Origin of the sequence: Caballeronia sp. INDeC2, assembly GCF_023631325.1 — a bacterium.
Taxonomy (GTDB): Bacteria; Pseudomonadota; Gammaproteobacteria; order Burkholderiales; family Burkholderiaceae; genus Caballeronia.
In genome coordinates this window covers 57,973-79,122 of record NZ_JALQDG010000037.1, presented here as the reverse complement: position 1 = coordinate 79,122, position 21,150 = coordinate 57,973, and the positions used below count along the sequence as shown (strand labels likewise).

The following is a 21,150-nucleotide window of genomic DNA, read 5'->3' as shown; positions in this document are numbered from 1 at the left end:
TTCAAGGAAAACACGATGCGTGACAAGATCCGCTGGGGCGTGCTTGGCGCCGCGAGAATCGCCGACCATTTCGTGGTACCTGCCATCCAGCGTTCGGCGAATGGCCGTGTGACGTGCGTCGCCGCCCGGGACCGTGAGCGCGCAGCCGCGTTCGCCGCACGGCATGACATCGCGGCAACCCATGCAAGTTACGAAGAAGTCGTCGCAAGTGATGATGTCGATGCCGTATACATTCCTTTGCCGACGGCCAGTCACTTTGAGTGGTGCCGGAAGGCGCTTCTTGCCGGCAAGCACGTGCTGTGCGAAAAGCCGATCGCGATGACCGCCTCACAGGTTCATGAGTTGATCGCGCTGCGGGACGCGACCGGTTTGATCTGCGGCGAGGCCTTCATGGTTGCGCACCATCCGCAGTGGGCATTTGTGAGAACGCGCATCGCAGACGGGACACTCGGCGAATTGCAGCGCGTGGAAGGGTCCTTCACTTATTTCAACGATGATCCGCGCGCGCTCAAGAACGATCTGGCGCTGGGCGGTGGAGGTGTGCGTGACATCGGCGTATATCCGGTGGTCACGACGCGCATCGCGACCGGTCTGGAGCCTGTCGCGATCCACGCCGACATCACCATCGATCCGCGCTTTGGCACGGACAAGCTGGCAGTCTGCGAACTGACATTTCCGGGCTTCGATCTTCACTTTTACTGCGGCACTCAACTCTCCCGCCGTCAGCAGATGATCTTCCATGGTTCGAAAGGCTGGCTCTCGCTGGATGCGCCGTTTAACCCCGGCGTGTACGCCGACGCAAGAGTTCACATTCGTTCGGATCACACGGGAAAAATCGAAACCATCGAGTTCGGAAACGCCGATCAGTATCAGTCGATGGTGGAAAACTTCAGTGCGGCGGTGCTTGGGCCAGATAAATCTATCGTATTTGCGCTCGAGAATTCGCTGGGCAACCAGCTTGTCATCGATGAGGTGCTGTCTCATGCCAGCCGCTAGCGCGACCGCAAAGAAGAAGGCCACGTCGATGATCGATGTTCAGCAACTTCGCGAAACCCGCGCGCTGGCGGCGGCTGGCGCCAACGCGGAGGACGCGTCCTTATGGCGATGGTTTTCGGCCCTGATGGACGGTGGCAAGATTCGCTGGTGTCTCTCGGACGAGGGATGGCTCGTCAGCGTCAACCATCGGCATGTGGCGACCGCCTCGTCTTTCGATGAAGCCATTCGCATCGCAAAGGCAAGATCCAGTTTTTCGCTCATATGATGACCTCGACCCAGACCCCGAAATGACCACAGATACGGCCTTTCATTGCGACAAGCTCGTGCGGTTCCAGCACTGCGACCCCGCGGGTATCGTGTTCTATCCGCAATACTTCGTCCTGTTCCATGAGGTACTCGAAGACTGGTTCAACCATGGACTGGGCGTCGACTACGCGCGCTTTATCGGCACGGAGAGACTGGGCATTCCGACGGTGCGCATTGGGGCGGATTTCGTGGCACCGAGCAAACATGGCGAGACGCTCCGGTTCGCTCTGGAGGTCCGCGAGATCGGAAGGAGTTCGATCAAGCTCGGTCTGACGGCTGCCGTGGACAATGAACTGCGCGCGAAGATCGAGCAGACGGTGGTGCTGTTTTCGCTTGAACGTCGGGCTAGGGTCGCATTGCCAGAAGAGTTGCGGCAGCAAATGATGCGGTTTGCGGCTCAAGAAGTCGGCCCTTCGTAACCTCTATCTGAAGCCTTGACGAGGGCAGACTCCAGAGGCTGATCGTGCGCCGATGAGAGGCCGCTCACGAACGCGTCGAGGCGCGCGCGTGCGGCGCGGGATTGTCGATCGCGTGCAGCCGGTTGGGATCGGCGGTGGGGACGTTTCTGTTGCCTATCGGCATTGCGCAGGCCGGCGTGCAAATGACGATGCTCGCGCTCGCAGCCGTGCTGCTCGTCGGGATGCTGGTCTCGATTGCCTGGGCGCCGGAAACGAAGCATTTGACGTTGAATCAGGCGAGCGGCGGCTGATCGTCCGTTACGGCTGCGCGCCCTTCGCCCCTTCGGCGCGCAGCCATTCCGCAAACGCCTGCACGCTATCCGCGCTCGCGAACGACGGCGCGATATCCAGCCAGTAGCCATACGGCCCGGTCAATTCCACCGGCGACAGCAAGACCAGCGCGCCATGGTGCAATTCATCGGCGATCATGTTGCGATCGACGACCGCCAGCCCCGAGCCCGCGGGCGCCGCATGAATCGCCTGATGGAGCGTCGAGAACTCGATGCCGTTTTCGGCGAACGCGAGCGGCAATCCCGCCGCATCGAGCCAATTGGGCCACAACGTGAGACGCGCGCCGTTGTGCAGCACATGCAGCGCAGGCAGCCGTTCGCAGCGCTTCGACGGACTGCCCCGCGAACTTCATCGCGCCGACGAGCACATGCCGCTCGATGAACAGCAACTCCGACCGATGATCCGCCCGCGCCTCGTAACCGAAGCGAATGGCGCATTGACGGTCATCGGTGGCGTCGGTGCGCACGGATAGATCGATGTCGGGCACCGCCTCCATCAGCGAGCCGAGTCGCGGCGACAGCCAGCGGGTCGCGAACGTCGGCGGCGCGCTCACGGTCAGGCGCTTGCGCTCGCTGCGCTGCACGGTGGAAAGGGATCGGGTCACGCGCTCGATCGAATCGAACGCCTCGGACAGACACGCAAGCAGTTCCGCGCCCTGCTTCGTCAGGCGGATGCCTTTGTGATCGCGATCGAAAAGCTTCGTGCCGAGCGCATCCCGAGCAGCCGAATCTGTCGGCTCACCGCGCCCGGCGTCACGCACAGCGCCGCCGCCGACTTGTTGAAGCTCATATGGCGCGCGCTTTCCTCGAAGAAGCGCAACGCGGTCAAGGACGGCAATCGCCGCACGACCTTTTCCCCTATTTCCGCGCACCCTGTCTGCCGCCCTCTTTCTCGATCTCGGCGCGCAGCCACTCGCGAAAGAGCGCGACTTGCGGCGCATCGTCCTGGCCGGTCCGCGTGACGAGCCAATAGGACTGATGCCCGTCCACCTCGACATCGACGATCGGCACGAGCGTGCCCTGCTGCAACTCCGGCGCGATCATGTGACGATCGGCAATCGTGACGCCGAGGCCGTCGACGGCGGCACGGATCGCGTGATCGAGCAGATCGAACTCATAGCCGCCGCGCGTATCGACGTCATCGATATTCGCGGCCTTGAGCCAGTGCTGCCATGTGAGATAGCGTTGATCACTGGCCGCGAGCACATGCAGCAGCGTGTATTCGTTGAGATCGATGCTGGATGTATCGCGCCCGCCGATCAGCGCGGGCGAGCATACGGCGATATGCCGCTCGTTCATCAGCAACTGATTGTCGAGGCCGTCCCATTCGCCGTTGCCGAAGCGAATCGCGCAATCGAGCGCGCCGGATTCGACGAGATCGTCCTTGCGGCGCGTAGTCAGCGAGAGTTCGAGGTCCGGCGCGGCGGCGCGCAACGATTGCAGACGCGGCATCAGCCAGCGGCTCGCGAACGTGGGCGGCGCGTTGATGCGCAGCCGCGTCAGATGCGTTCTTTCCTGAATGCTGCGCACCGTCAGCTCGATGCGGTCGAACGACATTCTGAGCGCCTGCAACAAGAGCCGCCCCGTCGCGGACAACTCCAGATGATGATGCCGGCGCAACAGCAGCGTCTCGCCGAGCTGCGTTTCGAGCTGGCGCACCTGGCGGCTCACCGCGCTTTGCGTCACATGCAGCATCTCCGCGGCGCGCGTGAAACTGCCGGTATGTCCGGCGACTTCGAAGGCCCTCAGCGCGTTCAGGGCCGGCATCTTTCGCTTCAAATCGGTCTCCTTTCCTTGCGTTTCGACGCGGTCATTGAACACGCATCGACGCCGGAACATGCCGCTCTAAAGGCGACATTTTACGGATCGAGGCAAATTATGCCGCTTCGGGACGCGAGGGAATGTGATCCCTCGCGTCCCTTGCGGTCAGGCAATCGCGGCAGGCTCCGTCGGCGCCGGGATTTGTTCGACGACCGTGCGGGCGTCGTCGAGGATCATGTCGGCGCCTTTTTCGGCGACCATCATTACCGGCGCATTGAGATTGCCCGAGGTGATATTGGGAAAAATCGACGCATCGACGATTCGCAGTCCCTGCACGCCATGCACGCGCAAACGCTCGTTGACGACCGCCGTGCGTTCGTCCGGACCCATCGCGCAGGAACCGCACAGATGGTAGATCGAGCCCGACTGCTCGCGGAAGTAATCGAGCAGATCGGCGTCGCTCTTCACATCCGGTCCCGGCGAAATTTCTTCTGCGGTGATCGCGCGCAGTGCCGCCGAGTTCATGATCTTGCGCACGAGCTTGCTGCCCTGCACCGCCTCGCGGATGTCCTTCGGCGTCGTCAGCGCGTTGATGCTGATCTTCGCAGCGTCTTCGACGCGGCCGGATGCGATCTCGATCGATCCGCGGCTCGTCGGCCGGCACGGGTTGAAGCACAGCAGAAAGCCCGAGTACGGCTCGGGTTCGAGCTGCGCCTTGCTGCTCTTCGGAATGCGATACGAGAGCGGATTGAAGTAAAGCTGGAGGTTCGGCTGCGCCTCGTCCTCATCGCCCTTGAAGAAGCCGCCCGACTGATTCACGCTCATCGACAGCGGTCCCTTGCGCGAAGTCAGATAACGCATCGCGGCCTTGACCTTGCCGAAGAGCGAGCCGAGCTCGTCGTTCAGCGTCTCGACCGTCGCGCGATAGTAGAAGCTCACGCACAGATGATCTTGCAGATTCCTGCCGACGGCCGGCAATTCATGCACGAGCGGGATGCCGTGCCGCGCGAGCAACGCGGCGTCGCCGAGACCGGAGAGCTGCATCAGCTTCGGCGAATCGACCGCGCCCGCCGACAGTATCACTTCGCGCTTCGCACGGAATTGCAGCGCTTCGCCCTTGCGCGACGCCATCACGCCCGTTGCACGCTTGCCGTCGAACAGCACGCGGCTCACGCTCACATTGCGCTCCACGCGCAGGTTCTTGCGCCCGAGCGCCGGATGCAGATACTCGAAGCTGCTCGACGAACGCTCGCCTTTGCGCGCGTTGATGTCGTAGATGGTCGCGCCTTCGCAGTCCGCGCCGTTGATATCGCCGGTGACGGGATAGCCCGCCTGCCGCGCGCCTTCGAGGAACGTGCCGCAGATGGCATGCGCGCCGTCTTTCATCGACGAAACCGCGATCTTGCCGCGCGCGCCGTGATAAGGCGTGTCGCCGGCCCAGTGCGATTCGAGGCGGCGGAAATACGGCAACACGTCGCGATAGCTCCAACCTGCGTTGCCCGCGCGCTCCCAGTCGTCGAAATCGTGCGGCTGGCCGCGCACGTAGATCATCGCGTTGATCGAGCCGGAACCGCCTTGCACCTTGCCGCGCGGACAGTACAACGGACGGTTCTTCAGTTCCGCTTCCGGCTCGCTGTAGTACATCCAGTTGTATTCGGGGTTGTAATAGGTCTTCGTGAAACCGACCGGAACCTTGAACCAGAACGAATCGTCCGCGCCGCCCGCTTCCAGCAGCAGCACCGAATGCTCGCCGGACTCGGTCAAGCGATCCGCGAGAATGCAGCCCGCCGACCCGGCGCCCACGATGATGTAATCGAATTCCATGCTCTTCATGCCTTTGCCCTGCGTTCAGCCCTTCGCGGGCGCGAGATCCTTCACGTCGGCGGGCTTCGCCGCCATCTGCAAGTGCAGGCGCTCGCCCGTGTACGGCGTATGCGCGCGCACGACATCCATGTTCAGTTCGACGCCCAGGCCCGGCTCCGTCGACGGAATGATGTAGCCGTCTTCCCAGCGGATCTTCGACTTGAGCACCTCGGCGTGAAAGCCGTCCCACGTGCCGATGCTTTCCTGAATCAGGAAGTTCGGCGAGCAGGCGGCGATCTGGATGCTCGCGGCCGCGCCGACCGGACCGTTGTAGAGATGCGGCGCGATTTGCGCGTAGTACACCTCGGCGAGACTCGCGATCTTCTTCGCTTCGAGCAGTCCGCCCACGCGCCCGACGTTGAACTGCAGAATCGACGCCGCGCGCGCTTCGAGCAACCTGAAGAACTCGTACTTCGTCGTGAGACGCTCGCCCGCGGCGATCGGAATGCAGGTCTTCCCGGCGACTTGCGCCATCGCGCCTTCCTGTCCCGGCGGAACCGGTTCTTCGAACCATAGCGGATCGAACTTTTCGAGGCGTTGCGCGAGACGGATCGCCGACGACGGCACCATCTGCCCGTGCGTGCCGAACAGCAGATCGGCCTTGCTGCCGACAGCCTCGCGCACCTTGCGGCAGAACGTCTCGCAGCGGTCCATCACTTCGAGCGAAAGCTGATGGCCGGAATACGCGGTGTAGGGTCCGGCCGGATCGAACTTCACCGCCGTGAAGCCGAGCGCGACGTTATGCGCGGCGCATTCGGCGGCGAGATCGGGATCGTCGTAGTCGTATTCGCCGCGGCTGTTCATCGGATAGAGATATGTGTACGAACGCAGGCGCTCGTGCACGCGGCCGCCGAGCAGCTCGTAGACCGGCTTGCCCGCCGCCTTGCCGATGATGTCCCAGCACGCCATTTCCAGGCCGCTCACGACGCCCATCATCGTGAGATCGGGGCGCTGCGTGAAGCCGCTCGAATACGCCTCGCGATAGAAGCGCTCGACATGATGCGGATCGTGGCCGAGCAGATAGCGTTCGAACACGTCTTCGATGACCGGCGTCATCGCCTTCGGATGAAACGTCGCCGAATAAATCTCGCCGACGCCCTCGATGCCGCACGCGGTGCGCAGCTTCACGAAAATCCAGTACATGCCGCCGACATGCGGCGGCGGCACCGCGACGATATGCGTTTCCAGCGCGGCGATCTTCATTGTTGCGCTCCCAGTTTGTTCAGTCGATGTTTGAAGACGAGCCCGGCCACGCCGCCCAGCGCGGACATGCACGCGATGTAGCCGAAGTACAGCTGATAGCCGTGCGCGCCCGGAAAGTTCTGCGTGAGATAACCGTTGATGAGCGGCAGCACGGCATCGGGCGAATAGCCGATCATCGAAACGAGGCCGATTGCGAGGCCCATCGTTTCGGCGGGCACCTTGCATTCATCGAGCAGCGACCAGTAGAGGCCGCGAATCGCGTACGTCATCACGCCGATGAACAGCACGATCACCGCGATGAGCCCGTGACTGCCGATCGACGGCGCCGCCATCAATACGAGCAGCGCGCCAGCCGCCGCGAACAGCGCGAACACGAGCACGGACGTCTTCGAGAAACGGTCGCCGAGAAAGCCGCCGCCGATCCCGCCGATCGGGCGCATCCACAGCTTGGCCGTCGTGATGAAGCCCGCCGCGACCACCGACAAGCCGATCTCCTTCTCATGCAGATACGCGGAAAAGCTGTACGTCGCCCAGAACACCTGATAGCCGCAGAATACGATGGCCGAAAGCAGCCACAGTTGCGGGTTCTTCAAGAGCACGGCGAGATCGCGAAACACGTTGCGCTTGTCTCGCGCGCCTTGCACGGGCCGCGCGCCTTGCGGATCGCGCACGAGGCCGAGCACCACGCCGAGCCCGATGCACAGGAACGCGTACATGTAGACGACGAGCCGGAAACCCGCGACCGTCGATCCGCCGCGCGTTTGCGTCATCCACGCGAAGAGACCGATCGCGAACGTCGCGAGCAGCGCTTCGATCAGGCCGCGGCCGCCGTCGAGAAAGCCGAAGAAGCGGCCTTGCTCGTCGGCGGCGGCGATCATCTGCACGCGCTTGATGATCGCCGCCCAGAACGTGAGACCCGTCGTCAGACCCCATCCGCCGAAAATCGCGATCAGCGAACCGAACGACGGCGCCGTGGAATACCACAACCCGAGCGCGCCCGTCGCGATCAGCGAAAAGCTGATGAGCACGCGCGGCGCGACGCGATCCGCGAGCCAGCCGCTCGGCAGATAGCAGACAAGGAAGATCGTGCCGAGCGCGGAGTACAGATAGCCCAGTTGCGCTTCGCTGATGTGAAAGACTTCAAGCATCGTCGGCTGATAGATCTGCCGAAGATACAGAAGCGGATAGATGGCGCCGGCGGCGATCACGAGCAGCGCGAGCTGGACATAGCGATCGGCGCGCGTGCTTTCAAGCCGCGCGCTCACGCTTTGACCGGATTGAGCGGGATTCGATGACACAGGTGTGCTCCTAAAAGGGCAGCGGCGCGCGGCATGCGGATGCCGCGCGGCTGAACCTTCAATATGTTTTTGTTGAGGGGAAGCGGTTGCGGCCAGCAGCGGCCGCGAGAATCAGTACTTCATGACGACGAGACGCGTCTGCGTGAATTCGAGCATGCCGTGCTTGCCGTCGTCGCCGCCGATGCCGGAACGCTTCCAGCCGGCGTGGAAGCCCTGATAAGGATCGGCGGGCGTGCGGTTGATGTAGAGCTCGCCTGCTTCGATCGCGTTGGCGACCTTCATCGCCGTGCGGTAGTTCTCGGTATAGAGCACCGACGAGAGGCCGAACTGGTGATCGTTGGCCATCGCGAGCGCTTCGTCGATGGTCGCGTACCTGAGCACCGCGAGCACGGGGCCGAAAGTCTCTTCCTGCACGATCTCCATGTCCTGACGGCAGTTCGAGAGCAGCGTCGGCGGATAGAAGAACCCCTTGCGATTCGGCACTTCGCCGCCGGTTTCGAGCGTGGCGCCCGCTTCGATCGCGCGGCGGACCATCGCGTGAATGCCGTCGCGCGACGCCTTGTTCACGAGCGGCCCCATGTTGCTCGCATCCTCGCTGCGATCGCCGATGCGCTTCGCCCTCATCTGCTCGCGCAACATGCCGACGAACGCATCGTGGACGCTTTCGTGCACATAGACGCGCTCGATCGCCGTGCAGAGCTGACCGCTATGCGTGAGCTTCGATGCGACGAGCTCGCGCGCGGCCTTTTGCAGATCGGCGTCCGGCTCGACGATCGCGGGCGTCTTGCCGCCGAGTTCGAGCGACGGTTTCGCGATGTTGGCCTTGCAGTAGTCGAGCACCTTGCGGCCCGCGTCGACGCTGCCCGTCAACGTGATCATGCCGACCTTCGGATGCGTGCAGACGGCTTCGGCCGTCGCGTGTTCCATCGCAAGAATGTTGACGACGCCCGGCGGCAGCGCCGCGCGCTCGACGGCGTGCGCCAGCTCGAACGCAGACAGCGGCGTGTTGTTGCTCGGACGAACGACGACCGTGTTGCCCGCGATCAGCGCCGGCGCGATCTTGCGCATCAGCGTATAGATCGGGAAGTTGAACGGGATCAGGCACGCGACGACGCCGATCGGCTCACGATGCAGCACGAGATTCTCGTCGGGCGTATCGCTCGGAATGACTTCGCCTTCGATGCGGCGCGCCCATTCCGCGTGATAGCGCGTGATCTGCGCGGCGTAGACGGCTTCGTTGGTCGCATCGGTCAGGCTCTTGCCGGACTCCGCCGCGAGCGCCGCGCCGATTTCGGCGGAGGCTTGCTCGATGGCGTCCGCGAGACGCTGCATGTGCGCGCCGCGCTCGGCGGCGGGCGTCACGCGCCACAGACGCTGCGCATCCGCGGCCTGTTCGACGGCCAGAAGCGCCTGCTCGCGTGGCGCGTTGTGGACGTGCCCGATCACCTCTTCGTTCGCGGGATTCAGGATGGCGGCGACGTGATCGCTCACGGGCTCGATGAAACGTCCGTTCACAAAATTGCGTGCTGGCTTCATGTCTTGGCGGGTTCGTTGATCGCTCTGCGTCGTGCCGTACGGTTGCCGGGTTTTTCAGGCAACCGCCGCGACAAGGCAACGCATGTGCGGCTCATTCTTTCGCGCCTCGCGCTGCAACGACAAGCGAAGAATTTTCTGGAAGAACATTCAGAAAACTCGCGCTCGCTGTTCGACTAAATCCTTTTGCAGCCTTACTTCCATCGCGCACAATCCGTCGCTCGCGGTCCCGTCCGCATCGATGGTTGGGACTTCTTGACGATAAGTAAAAGACTTGAGACTTTCATGAGAATCAAAGCAATTTCCCTGGCCGCGCTCGCGTGCATCACGACTTCAGCGCATGCTCAAAGCAGCGTCACGCTGTACGGCATCCTCGACGAAGGCTTCGATTACACGAGCAACGTCGGCGGCAATCATGTCTATGAACTCACGAGCGGCTATGCGGCGGGCAGCCGCTGGGGCATGCGCGGCGTCGAGGATCTCGGCGGCGGCGCGAAGGCGGTGTTCCAGCTCGAAAGCGGCGTGAACCTGAGCAACGGCGCGGCGGGGCAAGGCGGACGCATGTTCGGCCGTCAGGCCTATGTGGGCGTGAGCGACGACCGTTTCGGCTCGATCAAGGTCGGCCGCCAGTACGATTCCGTGGTCGACTATCTCGCGCCGACGACAGCCAACGGCAACTGGGCCGGCTATCTCTTCGCGCATCCGTTCGACAACGACAACACCGACAACTCGTTTCGCGTCAACAACACGGTCAAGTATGCGAGCCCGGCGCTCGAGGGCTTGCGCTTCGGCGGCACGTACAGCTTCAGCAACGACACGAACTTCGCGGGCAACCGGCAGTACAGCGTCGGGGCTTCGTATGCGAACGGCGGCTTGCTGGTCGGCGCAGCTTATCTGCACGCCGACGGCACGGGATCGGATGCGAACGGCGCGATCGCGACGAACGACGCGAGCTTCATCGCCCGGCGCATGCAGATTTTCGGCGCGGGCGTGAACTACACGTTCGGCAACGCGACTGCGGGATTCGCGTACACAAACTCGAGTTATCGCGATCCGTCGACGAACGGTTATATCGGCGTGCCGCTCGCATCGGCGGGGAACACGTTGAAGAACCTGAAGTATCAGAACTTCGAAGTGAACGGGAAGTATCAGTTCACACCGGCCTTCTTCGTCGGCGCGCAGTACGTGTATTCGATCGAGACGTACGACTCGACCGCGGGCACCGCGAAGCCGCGCATCCATTCGGCCGGGTTGATGGCGGATTACTTCCTCTCGAAGCGCACCGACGTGTACTTGCAGGGCGCGTATCAGAAGATCGCCGGCAAGTCGACCGATTCCGTGATGGATCAGGCGTTCGTTCCGGGCACGCAGGGCTTGTCGTCGAATTCGAAGCAGTTCGTCGCGCGGGTCGCGTTGCGGCACGCGTTCTGACGTTCGGGCGGACAATCGCTCCGCGCGGGTTCGTCGTGACCGGCACGCTATGAACGGTTTCGTTCGAGGAATGCTCCTGGCACATGCAGCCCGCATGAGGACATACGCGAGGCGCATGTCGGGCGCGGGCGCGGCGTGCTATCGTCGATGCGTCCTTCCGATGGGTCATCTCGATGCCGCCATCATGAGTCAAGTCCGCTATCCCCTCGGACCCGATGACCGGGTGCATCTGTTGTGCTGGCTCACGTGCGGACTGCTCGGCGCGTATTACATCGAAGGCGACTGGCCCGATACGTCGTTTCAGGTGCGCACGGCGCATCGCTGGCTCGACCGGCATCATCGCGCGGCGGAGTGGATCGAGACCGCGCGGCTGTCGGCGGCGGCGCAGGCGCTCGCGGCGCGCGTCTCGACGACGCTCGACGCGGATGCCTCGCGCGGCGACATCGAGCGGATTCTCGAAGCCGAGGATCTCGACTACGACTGCGCGCTCGTGCAGCGCATCTATCACGAGTGCCGGATCGCATTGACGAACCGGCGCAAGCCTTCGCACTAGCGATCAATTTTCATGCCGGGCCGCGCATGTGCCCCGAAGCGTCTTGCGTTCGGGCATGCGCATTTTTTCGCCCGGCACGAATGTGCGGAACCCCACATTGGCGGACATGGCGCGGAGCTAACATCGGCGCGCCTGCTCGCACGTCGATGTTCGCGCCTCCCGGCCGCCTTGAATCGCCGGACTGAAAAGCGGCTACACCGTCAGCGGCCAAAAACGATGAAAACAATCGACACTGACCGGAGGTCGCCATGCAGCGCAGCATTCGTCCGCTCCTTCCTCGTACCCGGATTCGTCGCGCGCGTTTGCGGCCGCTCGCGATGCTCGTGCCGCTCGTCGCGGGCCTGACCTGCGCAAGTCTCGCCTGCGCCGCGCCGCCCTTGCCGGGCGGTGGCCAGTTCGTCGCGGGTAGCGGCGCGATCAGCGGCGGCGGCCGGGCGCTCACGATCAATCAGACGACGACGCGCGGCGTCATCGACTGGAACAGCTTCTCGATCGGCAGCGGACGGCAGGTCACGTTCAACAACGGAACCGGCGCGACGCTCAATCGCGTGACCGGCGGCGATGCATCGGTGATCCTCGGGCAGCTCAACGCAACGGGCGGCGTGTATCTCGTCAATCCGCAGGGCGTGCTCGTCGGACCGGGCGGGGTCGTCGCGACGGGCGGGCGCTTCGTCGCGTCGGCGCTCGATATCGGCAACGACGCGTTCATGCAAGGCGGCCCGCTCACGCTTTCGGGCGGCGGCGACGGCATGGTCATCAATCTCGGCAAGATCGGATCGAGCGGCGGCGACGTGTTCCTCGTGTCGCGCACGGCGGCGGTGAACGGCGGCAGCGTCAGCGCGCCGCAGGGCACGGCGGAAATCGCGGCCGGCAATCAGGTGCTTCTGCAGGACGCGTCGGGCGGACAGCAGGTTTTCGTGCAGGCGGGCAGCGGCGGCACGGCGATGAACGGCGGCATGATCCAGGCGGCGCAGGCCAATCTCCAGGCCGCCGACGGCAACGTGTATGCGCTCGCGGGCAACAACACCGCGATTCGCGCGACCGGCACCGCGACGCGCGACGGCCACGTATGGCTCGTCGCAGACCAGGGCACGGTGCATGCGAACGGCGCGATCGTCGCGGTGAATGCTAACGGCAGCGGCGGCACGGTCGAGACGCGCGCGAACACGCTCGACCTCGCGGGCGCGAACGTGCAGGCGCGCACCTGGAAGGTCGGCGCGCCGACCGTCACGGTCGATCAGGCAAACGCGGATTCGCTCGCCCGCAGTTTGAGCAACGGCACATCGGTCGATGTCGAAGCCAGCGGCGGCGATCTGACCGTGGGCGGCAACGTGCGGTGGAACGGCAATGCATCGCTCACGCTCGGCGCGGCGCATGGCGTGGCGATCGGCGCGGGCGCGACCATCGGCAACACGGGCAACGGCAATCTCACGTTGCGCGCGGATTCGGGCGGCATCGACAACGGCGGCAGCGTGACGAACGGCGGCACGATCGACTGGTCGAAGAGCGGCGGCATCGTCAGCGCGCTCTACGACATGAACGGCAGCTATGCGCCGGGCACGCTGCTCACGAACAGCGGATGGACTGCCGCGCCGTATAGCGGCCTCGTCACGCAGGCGACCGCGTACAAGCTCGTGAACACGCTCGCCGATTTGTCCAATGTGTCGAAAGACCTCGCGGGCGACTATGCGCTCGGCAAGGATATCGACGCGAGCGCGACCGCCTATCCGAACTACTTCACGGCGATCGGCGCGACGCAGACACCGTTCACCGGCCAGTTTGACGGCTTCGGCCACACGATCGACAAGCTCGCGACGGTGGCGAACGTCAACGACGACCGCTACGGCTTGTTCGGCGTGATCGGCGCGAGCGGCGTCGTGCGCAATCTGAATCTCACCAACGCGAGCACGGGCGATTATTCGTCGGGCGCGTTCGGCTTGCTCGCGGGTCAGAACGACGGTCTCGTCACCTACGTCAACACGACCGGCGGCGTCGGGCAGAACGGCTTCGGCGGCGCGGGCGCGGGCGGGCTCGTCGGCGTGAACAACGGGATCATCGAACGGTCGTCGAGCACGGCGGATGTCGGCTATCAGATTCCCGCGGGCGGGCTCGTGGGCGTGAACAACGGGACCATCGCGCAATCGTTCGCGACCGGCGCGACTCAGGCCGGGACGCACGGCGAGACGGGCGGGCTCGTCGCGTTCAACAACGGACTGATCACCCAGTCGTACGCGACGGGCAGCGTGGGCGGCTTCGGCGGCGGCGGAATCGTGTTCGTCAACGGCGCCAACGGCGTGATCAACGAATCGTTCGCGGTCGGGCAGGTCGGCGGCGGCGGTCCTCCGGGCGATCCGGAGGGCGGCATCGCGGCGTACAACCAGGGCGCGATTCACAACAACGTCTACTGGAACAAGGACACGACGATTCGCACGACCGCGGCCGGATCGAACTCCGGAACCGTGCCGCCCGATTCGAACGGCCTCAGCACCGCGCAGATGAGCAACGCGTCGAATTTCCTCGACTGGAATATTCCGGCGGGCGGCGTCTGGGCGATGCCGGCAGGCGCGACGCATCCCGTGTTGCAGTGGCAGCAGGCGCAGCCTTGAAGCGCGCGCAAGCGGACAACCGGACGGCGCGGCGCGTCGTCCGGCGCGCTAACTCCCGATCACCAGAAAAATCTCGCCAACCGGCGCCTTCGATCCATTCGGCACCACGGCCTTCAACGGAAATCCATACGTGCCGCGAAAGCTGACGAAGCGCCCGGCCTGCACGCGAATCCCCGTTCCGACGCTCGCCAGCGACGCGTTATTGACCTCGCCGAATTCGGCGATGCGATTCCACACGTGCCCCGCATCGAAGAACACGAACAGCTGTATCGCCGCGATGCCCGCCGAGATCGCCGGCGCGCGCAGTTCCGCCTGCAGGTTCCATCCGCGATCGCCCTGGGCGGCATACGGCTCGTAGCCGCGCACCGTGGCGTCGCCGCCGAGGCCGAGTTCCTCGCTCGGCAACAGCGTGCTGCCCGTCCACTGAACGAGCCCGCGCGCCGACACAGAAAAACCCGACTTGCCGAGCGGCATGTCGCGTTGCGCCGACAACTGCATGTACTGATAGCGCGGCTTCGCGCCGAGACGCGCGGCGTCGTAGGCGTCGTCGTTGCTGTTGCTGTCGAAATGGCCGGGACTCACGAAGAGCGATGCGTTCAGATGCGTATCGCCGGAAACATCGCTCTTTGAAAGATCGTAGGCGACGACAAACTGATGAATATGCGTGTTCGCATTGAACACCTGAAAGCCGCCGAATTCGAGGTCGTTGTTCGAGCGCTTGAAGTCGTAGCCGAGCTGCACTTGCTGTTGCCACGCGCCCGCGCGATCGAGCGGCGGCAGGCGCCAGTCGTATCGGAAGCTGATCTGCGCGCTCAAGCCCGTTTGCCCGTAGCTATCGGGCAGGCGCGGCGTGCTTTCCGCGAACACGCCGAACAATTCGACGCGATCGAGCCACGGCAACGGCGCAACCACATTGAACGCGTGGGCGATGTAACGCGGACGATCGGGCCGCCCTTCTATATCCGGATTGCCGCTCAACAGATCGTTACTCGCGGTCATCTGATAGCCGATGCGCGCGTCGATGCCGAACAGATTGCCGTAGTCGAAGCCCGCGAGAATGCGATCGCGTCCGAGATCGCGCACGCCGTCGTTGTTATAGCCGCCGTAGATGCGGAACGGAAAGCGATCCTCCGTTTGCAGCACGACATCGGTCGTATCGTGCGCGGCGCCGGGCGCATAAATCACGTCCACGCGACGATACGGATTCGCGTTGAGCAGCGCGAGCCCCGAAGCGACATCGGCCTCACGGATCGGCGCGCCGCTCGCGAGCGGCATCTCGCGCACGAGCAGCGCATCGGAGAAATAGCGATTGCCTTTGGGTATCACACGCCCCGCGCGAAACTCGGCGATGTCGATTCTCACGACGCCATCGCTCACGTCCTGCTCGGGCACGTACACGTCGACGAGCGGCTGACCCGCGTCGCGATATCGCTGCACGACCGCGCGCCGTATTTCGGCGAGGCGCGCGAAAGTCAGGGGCTTGTGGAGATCGGCGGACAAGCCGTCGAGGAATTCGGGGGTGAGCAAAGGCGCACCCGTCGACGTGATCGCGCCGCCTCCGGCCGATTGCGTGGTCGATAACGCGGCGTCCGCGCGCACGAACGCGATGCCGCGCAGATCGCGAATCGCGATGTCGTGCGAACCGTCCTCGGGCGCGGGCCGCGACGGCGACGCGCGCGGCCGCTCGACGGCGGGCGGCGCGATCGGCGCGACATCGCGATACGACTGCGCGGCGGCATCGCGCACAACGATGCAGACGATCGCGACCGACAGAATCGGCGCGGCGATGCGTGCGTGTCTCAATCGTTCAGGCGCGCGCGGCGGTCATGAAGCATGTATCCTCCGGCGTTCGTCGCGTGGGTCGGCTTCGCATGGTAGCAGCGATGTCGCGGAACGTTTCGTGCAGTGAGCGTGTTGGTCGCACTGGACGTAGAAATGACGCGGGGCGAATCATTCGGCATGTAGAAAGCACCGCCTCGCGCGCGACGCATGTATTGAACGCTCAACCCATCTATGATGCGAAAACGATCGTTTCGATGACCAGCCGAAACCGTATGACCAGGACAGGGATGGACAAAACCTCCACCGCACATATCATCGACTCGAACACGCACGATGCATCGCTCGAAGCGCAATGCGCACGCGAGCCGATCCAAATTCCCGGCGGCATCCAGCCTCACGGCGTGCTCTTCAGCGTCGACGCGCACTGCCACATACTGCAGGTGAGCGCCAACGTCGCGCAGTTCGCGCGCGTCGCGCCCGATGTCTGCTTGGGCCGCGCGCTATCGACGATTCTCGGCGAGCCCGCCGCCGAGCGCGCGAGCGCGGCGTTGAAGCAACTCTCGCGCGACGGCGCGACGATCCACGCCGGCAACGTCGTGCTCGACGGCTGGACGACGCGCGGGCCGGTTGCGATCGTCGTGCATCGGCATGACGGGCTGCTGTTCGTCGAAGTCGAACCGGCGCAGGACACCGCCGACGTATTCTCGACGATCTACCCGCTCGTGCGCTCCTTCGTCACCGACGTGCAGTCGTTGCGCACCATCGAGCAGCTTTGCCAGTTCGCCGCCGATGAAATCGCGCGCATCACCGGATTCGGACGCACGCTCGTCTATCAGTTCGACGAGGAAGGCAACGGCAACGTGCTCGCCGAAGCCGTAGAGCCGGGCTATCCGTCATATCTGAACCAGCACTTTCCGGCGTCGGACATTCCGGCGCAGGCGCGCGAGCTGTATCGCAAGAACCGCATCCGGCTCATTTCGAACGCCGATTACGAAGCCGCGCCGCTCGTGCCCGCGCTGCATCCGGCGACCGGCCGCCCGACCGATCTCACGTACGCGTCCCTGCGCAGCGTGTCGCCCGTGCATCTGCAATACATGCGCAACATGGGCACGCTCGCTTCCATGTCGATGTCCATTCTCGTCGACGACAAACTGTGGGGCCTCATCTCCTGCCATCACGCGACGCCGAAGCTGCCGCCGTTCGAAGTGCGCACCGCGTGCGAGCATGTCGCGCAGATCGTCTCGCTGCAAATCGAGGCGCGTGAGTCGCAGGGTGAAGCGCATTACCGGCTCGAACTGCGTCGCATGCTGTCGAAGCTGCTTTCGTCGATGGCCAATACCGACAGTTTCGTCGACGCGCTCGTCGAAGACGCATCCGATCTGCTCGGCTTCACGCGCTCGTCGGGCGCGGCGGTGATCTTCGAGGGGCGCACGTCGCTGGTCGGCGCAACGCCGGGCGAACATGGCGTCACGGCGCTCGTCGACTGGCTCGACGATCAGAGCGAGGACGTGGTCATGTCGGATCGCGCGTCGCAGGATTGCCCCGCGCTCGCCGATTCGCCGGACGTGGCCGGTTTTCTCGCGGTGTCGATCTCGAAGATCTACCGCAATTACGTAATCTGGTTTCGCCGCGAAGTCGTGCAGACGATCGAATGGGCGGGCGATCCGCGCGCGAAACTCACGGGCCTTGCCGACTCGCTGTCGCCGCGCGTGAGCTTCGATACGTGGACGGATGTCGTGCGTCATCGTTCGCTGCCGTGGCGCTCCGCAGAACGCGAGATCGCGCTGGAGTTTCGCGCGGCGGTGCTCGGCATCGTGCTGCGGCGCGCGGAGGAAATCGCGCAGCTCGCGACCGAACTCGGCCGCGCGAATCACGAGCTCGAAGGGTTTTCGTACACGGTGTCGCACGATCTGCGCGCGCCGCTACGGCATATCGTGAGCTTCGCGGACCTGCTCAAGCAGATCGATGGCGAGAAGCTATCCGAGCGCGGGCGCGGTTATCTGGAGCGCATCGTGACATCGGCGCGTTTCGGCGGCCGTCTCGTCGACGATCTGCTTTCGTTCGCGCAACTCGGCCGCGCGGCGCTGCGTCCGCACAAGGTCGATGTCCACGCGCTCGTCCATACGGTGATTCAGAACGATATCGACGAACACGCGTCGGCGCGCGTGCGCTGGAAGGTGGACGCGCTGCCGTCCATCGAAGGCGATCTCGTCTTTCTGCACGTGGCGTTCGCTAACATCATGTCCAACGCGGTGAAGTTCAGCGCGCAGCGCGAGCAGCCGGCGATCGAAATCGGCGCGCACGACGGCACCGGCGAATTCGTCGGCCACGTCGTCTACTTCGTGCGCGACAACGGCGTGGGCTTCGACATGCGCTACGTCGACAAGCTCTTCGGCGTATTCCAGCGCCTGCATGTGAACGAAAAGTTCGACGGCACCGGCATCGGGCTCGCGAACGTGCGGCGCATCATCGAGCGGCATGGCGGCAAGGCCTGGGCCGAAGGCACGCCCGATCGCGGCGCGACCTTCTATCTCGCGCTGCCGAAGCAATTTCGCCCCGAGAGCGGCGTGCGGCGCGACACGGCCGCGACCGCGCTGGCGCGGCTCGCAGCGGGCACGGGCGGCGCGGGGCATGACATCGGCCAGTTCATCAAGCGCTCCGAAGAGAAGAAGTAACGCACCATGCAAAACGGCCGCGATCTCGTCGATCGCGGCCGTTGCGCTTTCTTGACGCTCCGTGGCGCTTAGAAGCGGTGACGCAGACCCACCGTTGCGGCCACCTGATTCTGCGTCGACGACGGCGACAGCGTGTTGATCATCGCGACGTTCGCGCCGGCATTGCCCAGTTCGCCCGACGCGTGCTGATACACGCCTTCCACATATACATCGGTGCGCTTCGAGAGCGCGTAGTCGGCTTGCAGCGAGGCGGTATGCCACTTCGGATCGCCCGAACCGTTCGCGCCCGTCACCTTGCCGTCCGTGTACGTGTACGCGGCGTCAAGGCTCAGCGCCGGCGTCAGCGCGTAGCGGCCGTTCAGCTCGAAGTTGTTCAAATGAAGATTCGTGTTGCCCGGCAGCGCCAGCGTCGTGCCGCCTTGCGATGCGGCGAGCAGGTTGTCGTAGTGGGTGTTGGTCCACACGAACCCGACCGTCGCCGGGCCGTACGTGTAGTTCACGCCCGCGCCGAACGTGCGCTGCAATTCGGCCGTCAGATTGGCGTTGTTGCCCTGCCCTGCCGACACCGCGCCGCCCGCGTTCAGGTTGCTGCGCGAGTTGTTCGTCTGCAGATAAGCCGCGGCGAAGTTCAGCGGGCCGTTGCCATACGAAGCGCCCGCGCTCCACGCGCGGTTGTTCGCGAACTGGCCGGCGTCGTTCGAGAAGCCGTACAGACCGCCGAACTTGAAGCCCGCGTAGCTCGCGCTTTGATACTTGACCGAATTCTTGATCGAGAACGAGTGATCGAGATTGTCGTTGTCGAACGGATGCGCGGCCAGATTGTTGCCGTAGTCCGCGCCCGATTCCGCGAACGGCGACAGATAATCGACCATCGAATCATATTGACGGCCGAGCGTGATCGTGCCGAATTGATCGTGCTGAAGGCCGACATACGCCTGACGGTTGAACATGGTGCTGCTTTCGTTGAAGCGGCCGTTATTGAGGTTGAAGCCGCTCTCCAACTTGAAGAGCGCGTGCAACCCGCCGCCCAGATCTTCGCTGCCCTTCAGGCCGAAGTAAGTATCCGAAACCGAGCCGCTGCCCTGCTGCCAGTTGTTATGGCCGCCGGAATTGTTCGTATAGACGAGACCTGCATCCAGCGTGCCGTACAACGTGACGCTGCTCTGCGCATGGGCTGCTGCTGCGAACGTGCCGAGAATGCCCGCGATGAGAAGGGTTTTTTTCATGGTTCTCTAGTGTCCTGTTTAAAGCGAAAGCTTCCTGGGGCTTGCGGACGATATCGATGTCCGCCTTTCCCTCGTGAAACTGGGAGACACTTTATGCGACGTGCACTTGAATGTCGCCGCGTATCGCACGCAATAATCTTTTGCTGATTCTGCGAATCGGCGTGCAGGCGCCTTCATATTCTTTTAAGCTCAACTGCTTATACGAGGCAAGGTCCTGCCGACGATGAACCGTCTGTTGCACATCGGCGACGTTATTACTGCGTATTCCGGAGAAGTCCATTGCGCCGCGTGGCGTTAATATCGGCTGCCGGTATTTGCTAAGCTTGTTTGCGTCTACAGATCTCCGAGCAGATATTCTGAGGACACGGAGCGGTTTCGCGAGAGGAGACCGCTCCGTTTTAACTCTTCTTAAAATTCCCTTAGGGTGCGCAAACAATACAAATTAATGTGCGCGCTCTGATCTTCTTCCCTTTCAATAATCAGGCGCCCGAAGTATTTTCTGGATTTTCTTTCACTTGTCTGACAAAACGAATTGCATTCGATTCGGCGTTGCGGATGAGCGCGATATGTTCTCTCGAATATCTCGATCCTCTTGAAAAACTTGCGCGTCGCACTTGCATTCTGGGGCGACGAATTTACGACTATCGACGCCGAATGCCGGAAATTAGAGGAAAAGTCCTTAAAAAATGTAACAGCCCTGCAAACGTTTGCCACGGCGTTCGGCGGGTATGGGCCGCCCCGAGTTTCATTTCGAAACAAATTGAATAGCCTTGAATCGCCTGCTCGGAACGTTGATTGCTTTAATAGAAGCTTCTGCAAATCCAGCCGGAACCAGCGACATGAAAAGTAGTGCCAACGCAACCACCGTCCCAGCGTTTCGACAGCGACGCCCCGCTCAACTCGCGGAGGGCGAACTCCGGCATCTGGAAAAAATCCTCGCGAGTGTCGTCGAAGGCAGCACGGCTGCGGATCGCCTGCCGGCCAAATACTGGGACATGCGCATTTCGCAACTCGACGCGGACTACGATCTCGTCCCGTCGCAGAGTCATCGCGTGGCGTCGCTTCAACGCAAGCTCGCGTTACTGGATAGCGCGCTCGACACCGCCGCGAACGCGCAAGACGGACAGCAAAGCCGGCGCGCCGCCGCCTGATATCGTCCCGCACGACGG

At 63.5% G+C, this 21,150-nt stretch carries 16 protein-coding genes and 2 pseudogenes; 10 read left to right on the top strand and 8 right to left on the bottom strand.

Going from position 1 to position 21,150, the window contains the following annotated elements:
* Nucleotides 1-15 precede the first annotated feature (15 nt).
* The 4 genes and pseudogenes from NCS28_RS23885 to NCS28_RS23870 all read left to right on the top strand — a co-directional run.
* A complete protein-coding gene (locus NCS28_RS23885; protein ID WP_250516250.1) occupies nt 16-996 on the top strand; it encodes a Gfo/Idh/MocA family protein in 981 nt (326 codons plus the stop codon).
* A gap of 28 nt (nt 997-1,024) precedes the next feature.
* The gene (locus NCS28_RS23880) at nt 1,025-1,261 is read left to right on the top strand and encodes a hypothetical protein (protein ID WP_250516249.1); all 237 of its coding nucleotides are present in this window, start codon (nt 1,025-1,027) and stop codon (nt 1,259-1,261) included.
* Between the two features lie 22 nt (nt 1,262-1,283).
* Complete coding sequence (locus tag NCS28_RS23875) at nt 1,284-1,721, top strand: acyl-CoA thioesterase (RefSeq protein ID WP_250516248.1); 438 nt, start codon at nt 1,284-1,286, stop codon at nt 1,719-1,721.
* A gap of 77 nt (nt 1,722-1,798) precedes the next feature.
* A pseudogene (locus NCS28_RS23870) lies at nt 1,799-2,011 on the top strand (MFS transporter); the annotation flags it as partial.
* Between the two features lie 7 nt (nt 2,012-2,018).
* Here NCS28_RS23870 and NCS28_RS23865 read toward each other — a convergent pair.
* From NCS28_RS23865 to aldA, 6 genes and pseudogenes are all read right to left on the bottom strand, one after another.
* Nucleotides 2,019-2,897 (bottom strand): annotated as a pseudogene (locus NCS28_RS23865) (LysR substrate-binding domain-containing protein).
* An 11-nt stretch (nt 2,898-2,908) separates the two neighbouring features.
* On the bottom strand, nt 2,909-3,817 hold the full coding sequence (locus NCS28_RS23860) for a LysR substrate-binding domain-containing protein (protein ID WP_250516247.1): 909 nt from the start codon (nt 3,815-3,817) through the stop codon (nt 2,909-2,911).
* 159 nt (nt 3,818-3,976) lie between these two features.
* Nucleotides 3,977-5,635: a GMC family oxidoreductase gene (locus tag NCS28_RS23855; protein WP_250516275.1), complete on the bottom strand. Its 1,659-nt coding sequence runs from the start codon at nt 5,633-5,635 to the stop codon at nt 3,977-3,979.
* A 24-nt stretch (nt 5,636-5,659) separates the two neighbouring features.
* Entirely contained in the window at nt 5,660-6,877 is a 1,218-nt protein-coding gene (locus tag NCS28_RS23850; RefSeq protein WP_250516246.1) for a mandelate racemase/muconate lactonizing enzyme family protein, read from the bottom strand.
* Nucleotides 6,874-8,175, bottom strand: a complete 1,302-nt coding sequence (locus NCS28_RS23845) for an MFS transporter (protein WP_250516245.1) — start codon at nt 8,173-8,175, stop codon at nt 6,874-6,876. Before NCS28_RS23845 ends, NCS28_RS23850 begins: the two co-directional genes overlap by 4 nt.
* Nucleotides 8,176-8,286: 111 nt before the next feature.
* The gene (gene aldA, locus NCS28_RS23840) at nt 8,287-9,711 is read right to left on the bottom strand and encodes an aldehyde dehydrogenase (RefSeq protein ID WP_250516244.1); all 1,425 of its coding nucleotides are present in this window, start codon (nt 9,709-9,711) and stop codon (nt 8,287-8,289) included.
* Between the two features lie 15 nt (nt 9,712-9,726).
* On the opposite strand from aldA, the gene NCS28_RS23835 reads away from it, so the two are divergent.
* The 4 genes from NCS28_RS23835 (at nt 9,727) to NCS28_RS23820 (ending at nt 14,298) form a co-directional block, all read left to right on the top strand.
* Nucleotides 9,727-9,888, top strand: a complete 162-nt coding sequence (locus tag NCS28_RS23835; RefSeq protein ID WP_250516243.1) for a hypothetical protein — start codon at nt 9,727-9,729, stop codon at nt 9,886-9,888.
* A gap of 105 nt (nt 9,889-9,993) precedes the next feature.
* A complete protein-coding gene (locus NCS28_RS23830; RefSeq protein WP_250516242.1) occupies nt 9,994-11,139 on the top strand; it encodes a porin in 1,146 nt (381 codons plus the stop codon).
* A gap of 184 nt (nt 11,140-11,323) precedes the next feature.
* Nucleotides 11,324-11,692 carry a hypothetical protein gene (locus NCS28_RS23825; protein ID WP_250516241.1) on the top strand — a complete coding sequence of 123 codons (369 nt, stop codon included), beginning with the start codon at nt 11,324-11,326 and terminating at the stop codon, nt 11,690-11,692.
* 248 nt (nt 11,693-11,940) lie between these two features.
* Nucleotides 11,941-14,298 (top strand): beta strand repeat-containing protein, encoded by a 2,358-nt coding sequence (locus NCS28_RS23820; RefSeq protein ID WP_250516240.1) that lies wholly within the window; start codon nt 11,941-11,943, stop codon nt 14,296-14,298.
* A gap of 48 nt (nt 14,299-14,346) precedes the next feature.
* Here NCS28_RS23820 and NCS28_RS23815 read toward each other — a convergent pair whose 3' ends face one another.
* Complete coding sequence (locus NCS28_RS23815) at nt 14,347-16,101, bottom strand: ShlB/FhaC/HecB family hemolysin secretion/activation protein (protein WP_250516239.1); 1,755 nt, start codon at nt 16,099-16,101, stop codon at nt 14,347-14,349.
* A gap of 266 nt (nt 16,102-16,367) precedes the next feature.
* On the opposite strand from NCS28_RS23815, the gene NCS28_RS23810 reads away from it, so the two are divergent.
* Nucleotides 16,368-18,755 (top strand): ATP-binding protein, encoded by a 2,388-nt coding sequence (locus tag NCS28_RS23810; protein WP_250516238.1) that lies wholly within the window; start codon nt 16,368-16,370, stop codon nt 18,753-18,755.
* 68 nt (nt 18,756-18,823) lie between these two features.
* Here NCS28_RS23810 and NCS28_RS23805 read toward each other — a convergent pair whose 3' ends face one another.
* Entirely contained in the window at nt 18,824-19,981 is a 1,158-nt protein-coding gene (locus tag NCS28_RS23805) for a porin (RefSeq protein ID WP_250516237.1), read from the bottom strand.
* Between the two features lie 839 nt (nt 19,982-20,820).
* On the opposite strand from NCS28_RS23805, the gene NCS28_RS23800 reads away from it, so the two are divergent.
* Nucleotides 20,821-21,132, top strand: a complete 312-nt coding sequence (locus NCS28_RS23800; RefSeq protein ID WP_250516236.1) for a hypothetical protein — start codon at nt 20,821-20,823, stop codon at nt 21,130-21,132.
* The last annotated feature ends 18 nt before the right edge of the window (nt 21,133-21,150 follow it).

Bases quoted from the DNA above. Each gene is read 5' to 3' on its own strand.
- NCS28_RS23880 (WP_250516249.1), top strand. From the start codon at position 1,025: ATGATCGATGTTCAGCAACTTCGCGAAACCCGCGCGCTGGCGGCGGCT.
- NCS28_RS23830 (WP_250516242.1), top strand. From the start codon at position 9,994: ATGAGAATCAAAGCAATTTCCCTGGCCGCGCTCGCGTGCATCACGACT.
- NCS28_RS23850 (WP_250516246.1), bottom strand. From the start codon at position 6,877: ATGAAGATCGCCGCGCTGGAAACGCATATCGTCGCGGTGCCGCCGCCG.
- NCS28_RS23800 (WP_250516236.1), top strand. From the start codon at position 20,821: ATGAAAAGTAGTGCCAACGCAACCACCGTCCCAGCGTTTCGACAGCGA.
- NCS28_RS23875 (WP_250516248.1), top strand. From the start codon at position 1,284: ATGACCACAGATACGGCCTTTCATTGCGACAAGCTCGTGCGGTTCCAG.
- NCS28_RS23825 (WP_250516241.1), top strand. From the start codon at position 11,324: ATGAGTCAAGTCCGCTATCCCCTCGGACCCGATGACCGGGTGCATCTG.
- aldA (WP_250516244.1), bottom strand. From the start codon at position 9,711: ATGAAGCCAGCACGCAATTTTGTGAACGGACGTTTCATCGAGCCCGTG.
- NCS28_RS23805 (WP_250516237.1), bottom strand. From the start codon at position 19,981: ATGAAAAAAACCCTTCTCATCGCGGGCATTCTCGGCACGTTCGCAGCA.
- NCS28_RS23810 (WP_250516238.1), top strand. From the start codon at position 16,368: ATGGACAAAACCTCCACCGCACATATCATCGACTCGAACACGCACGAT.
- NCS28_RS23855 (WP_250516275.1), bottom strand. From the start codon at position 5,635: ATGGAATTCGATTACATCATCGTGGGCGCCGGGTCGGCGGGCTGCATT.
- NCS28_RS23885 (WP_250516250.1), top strand. From the start codon at position 16: ATGCGTGACAAGATCCGCTGGGGCGTGCTTGGCGCCGCGAGAATCGCC.
- NCS28_RS23860 (WP_250516247.1), bottom strand. From the start codon at position 3,817: ATGCCGGCCCTGAACGCGCTGAGGGCCTTCGAAGTCGCCGGACATACC.
- NCS28_RS23820 (WP_250516240.1), top strand. From the start codon at position 11,941: ATGCAGCGCAGCATTCGTCCGCTCCTTCCTCGTACCCGGATTCGTCGC.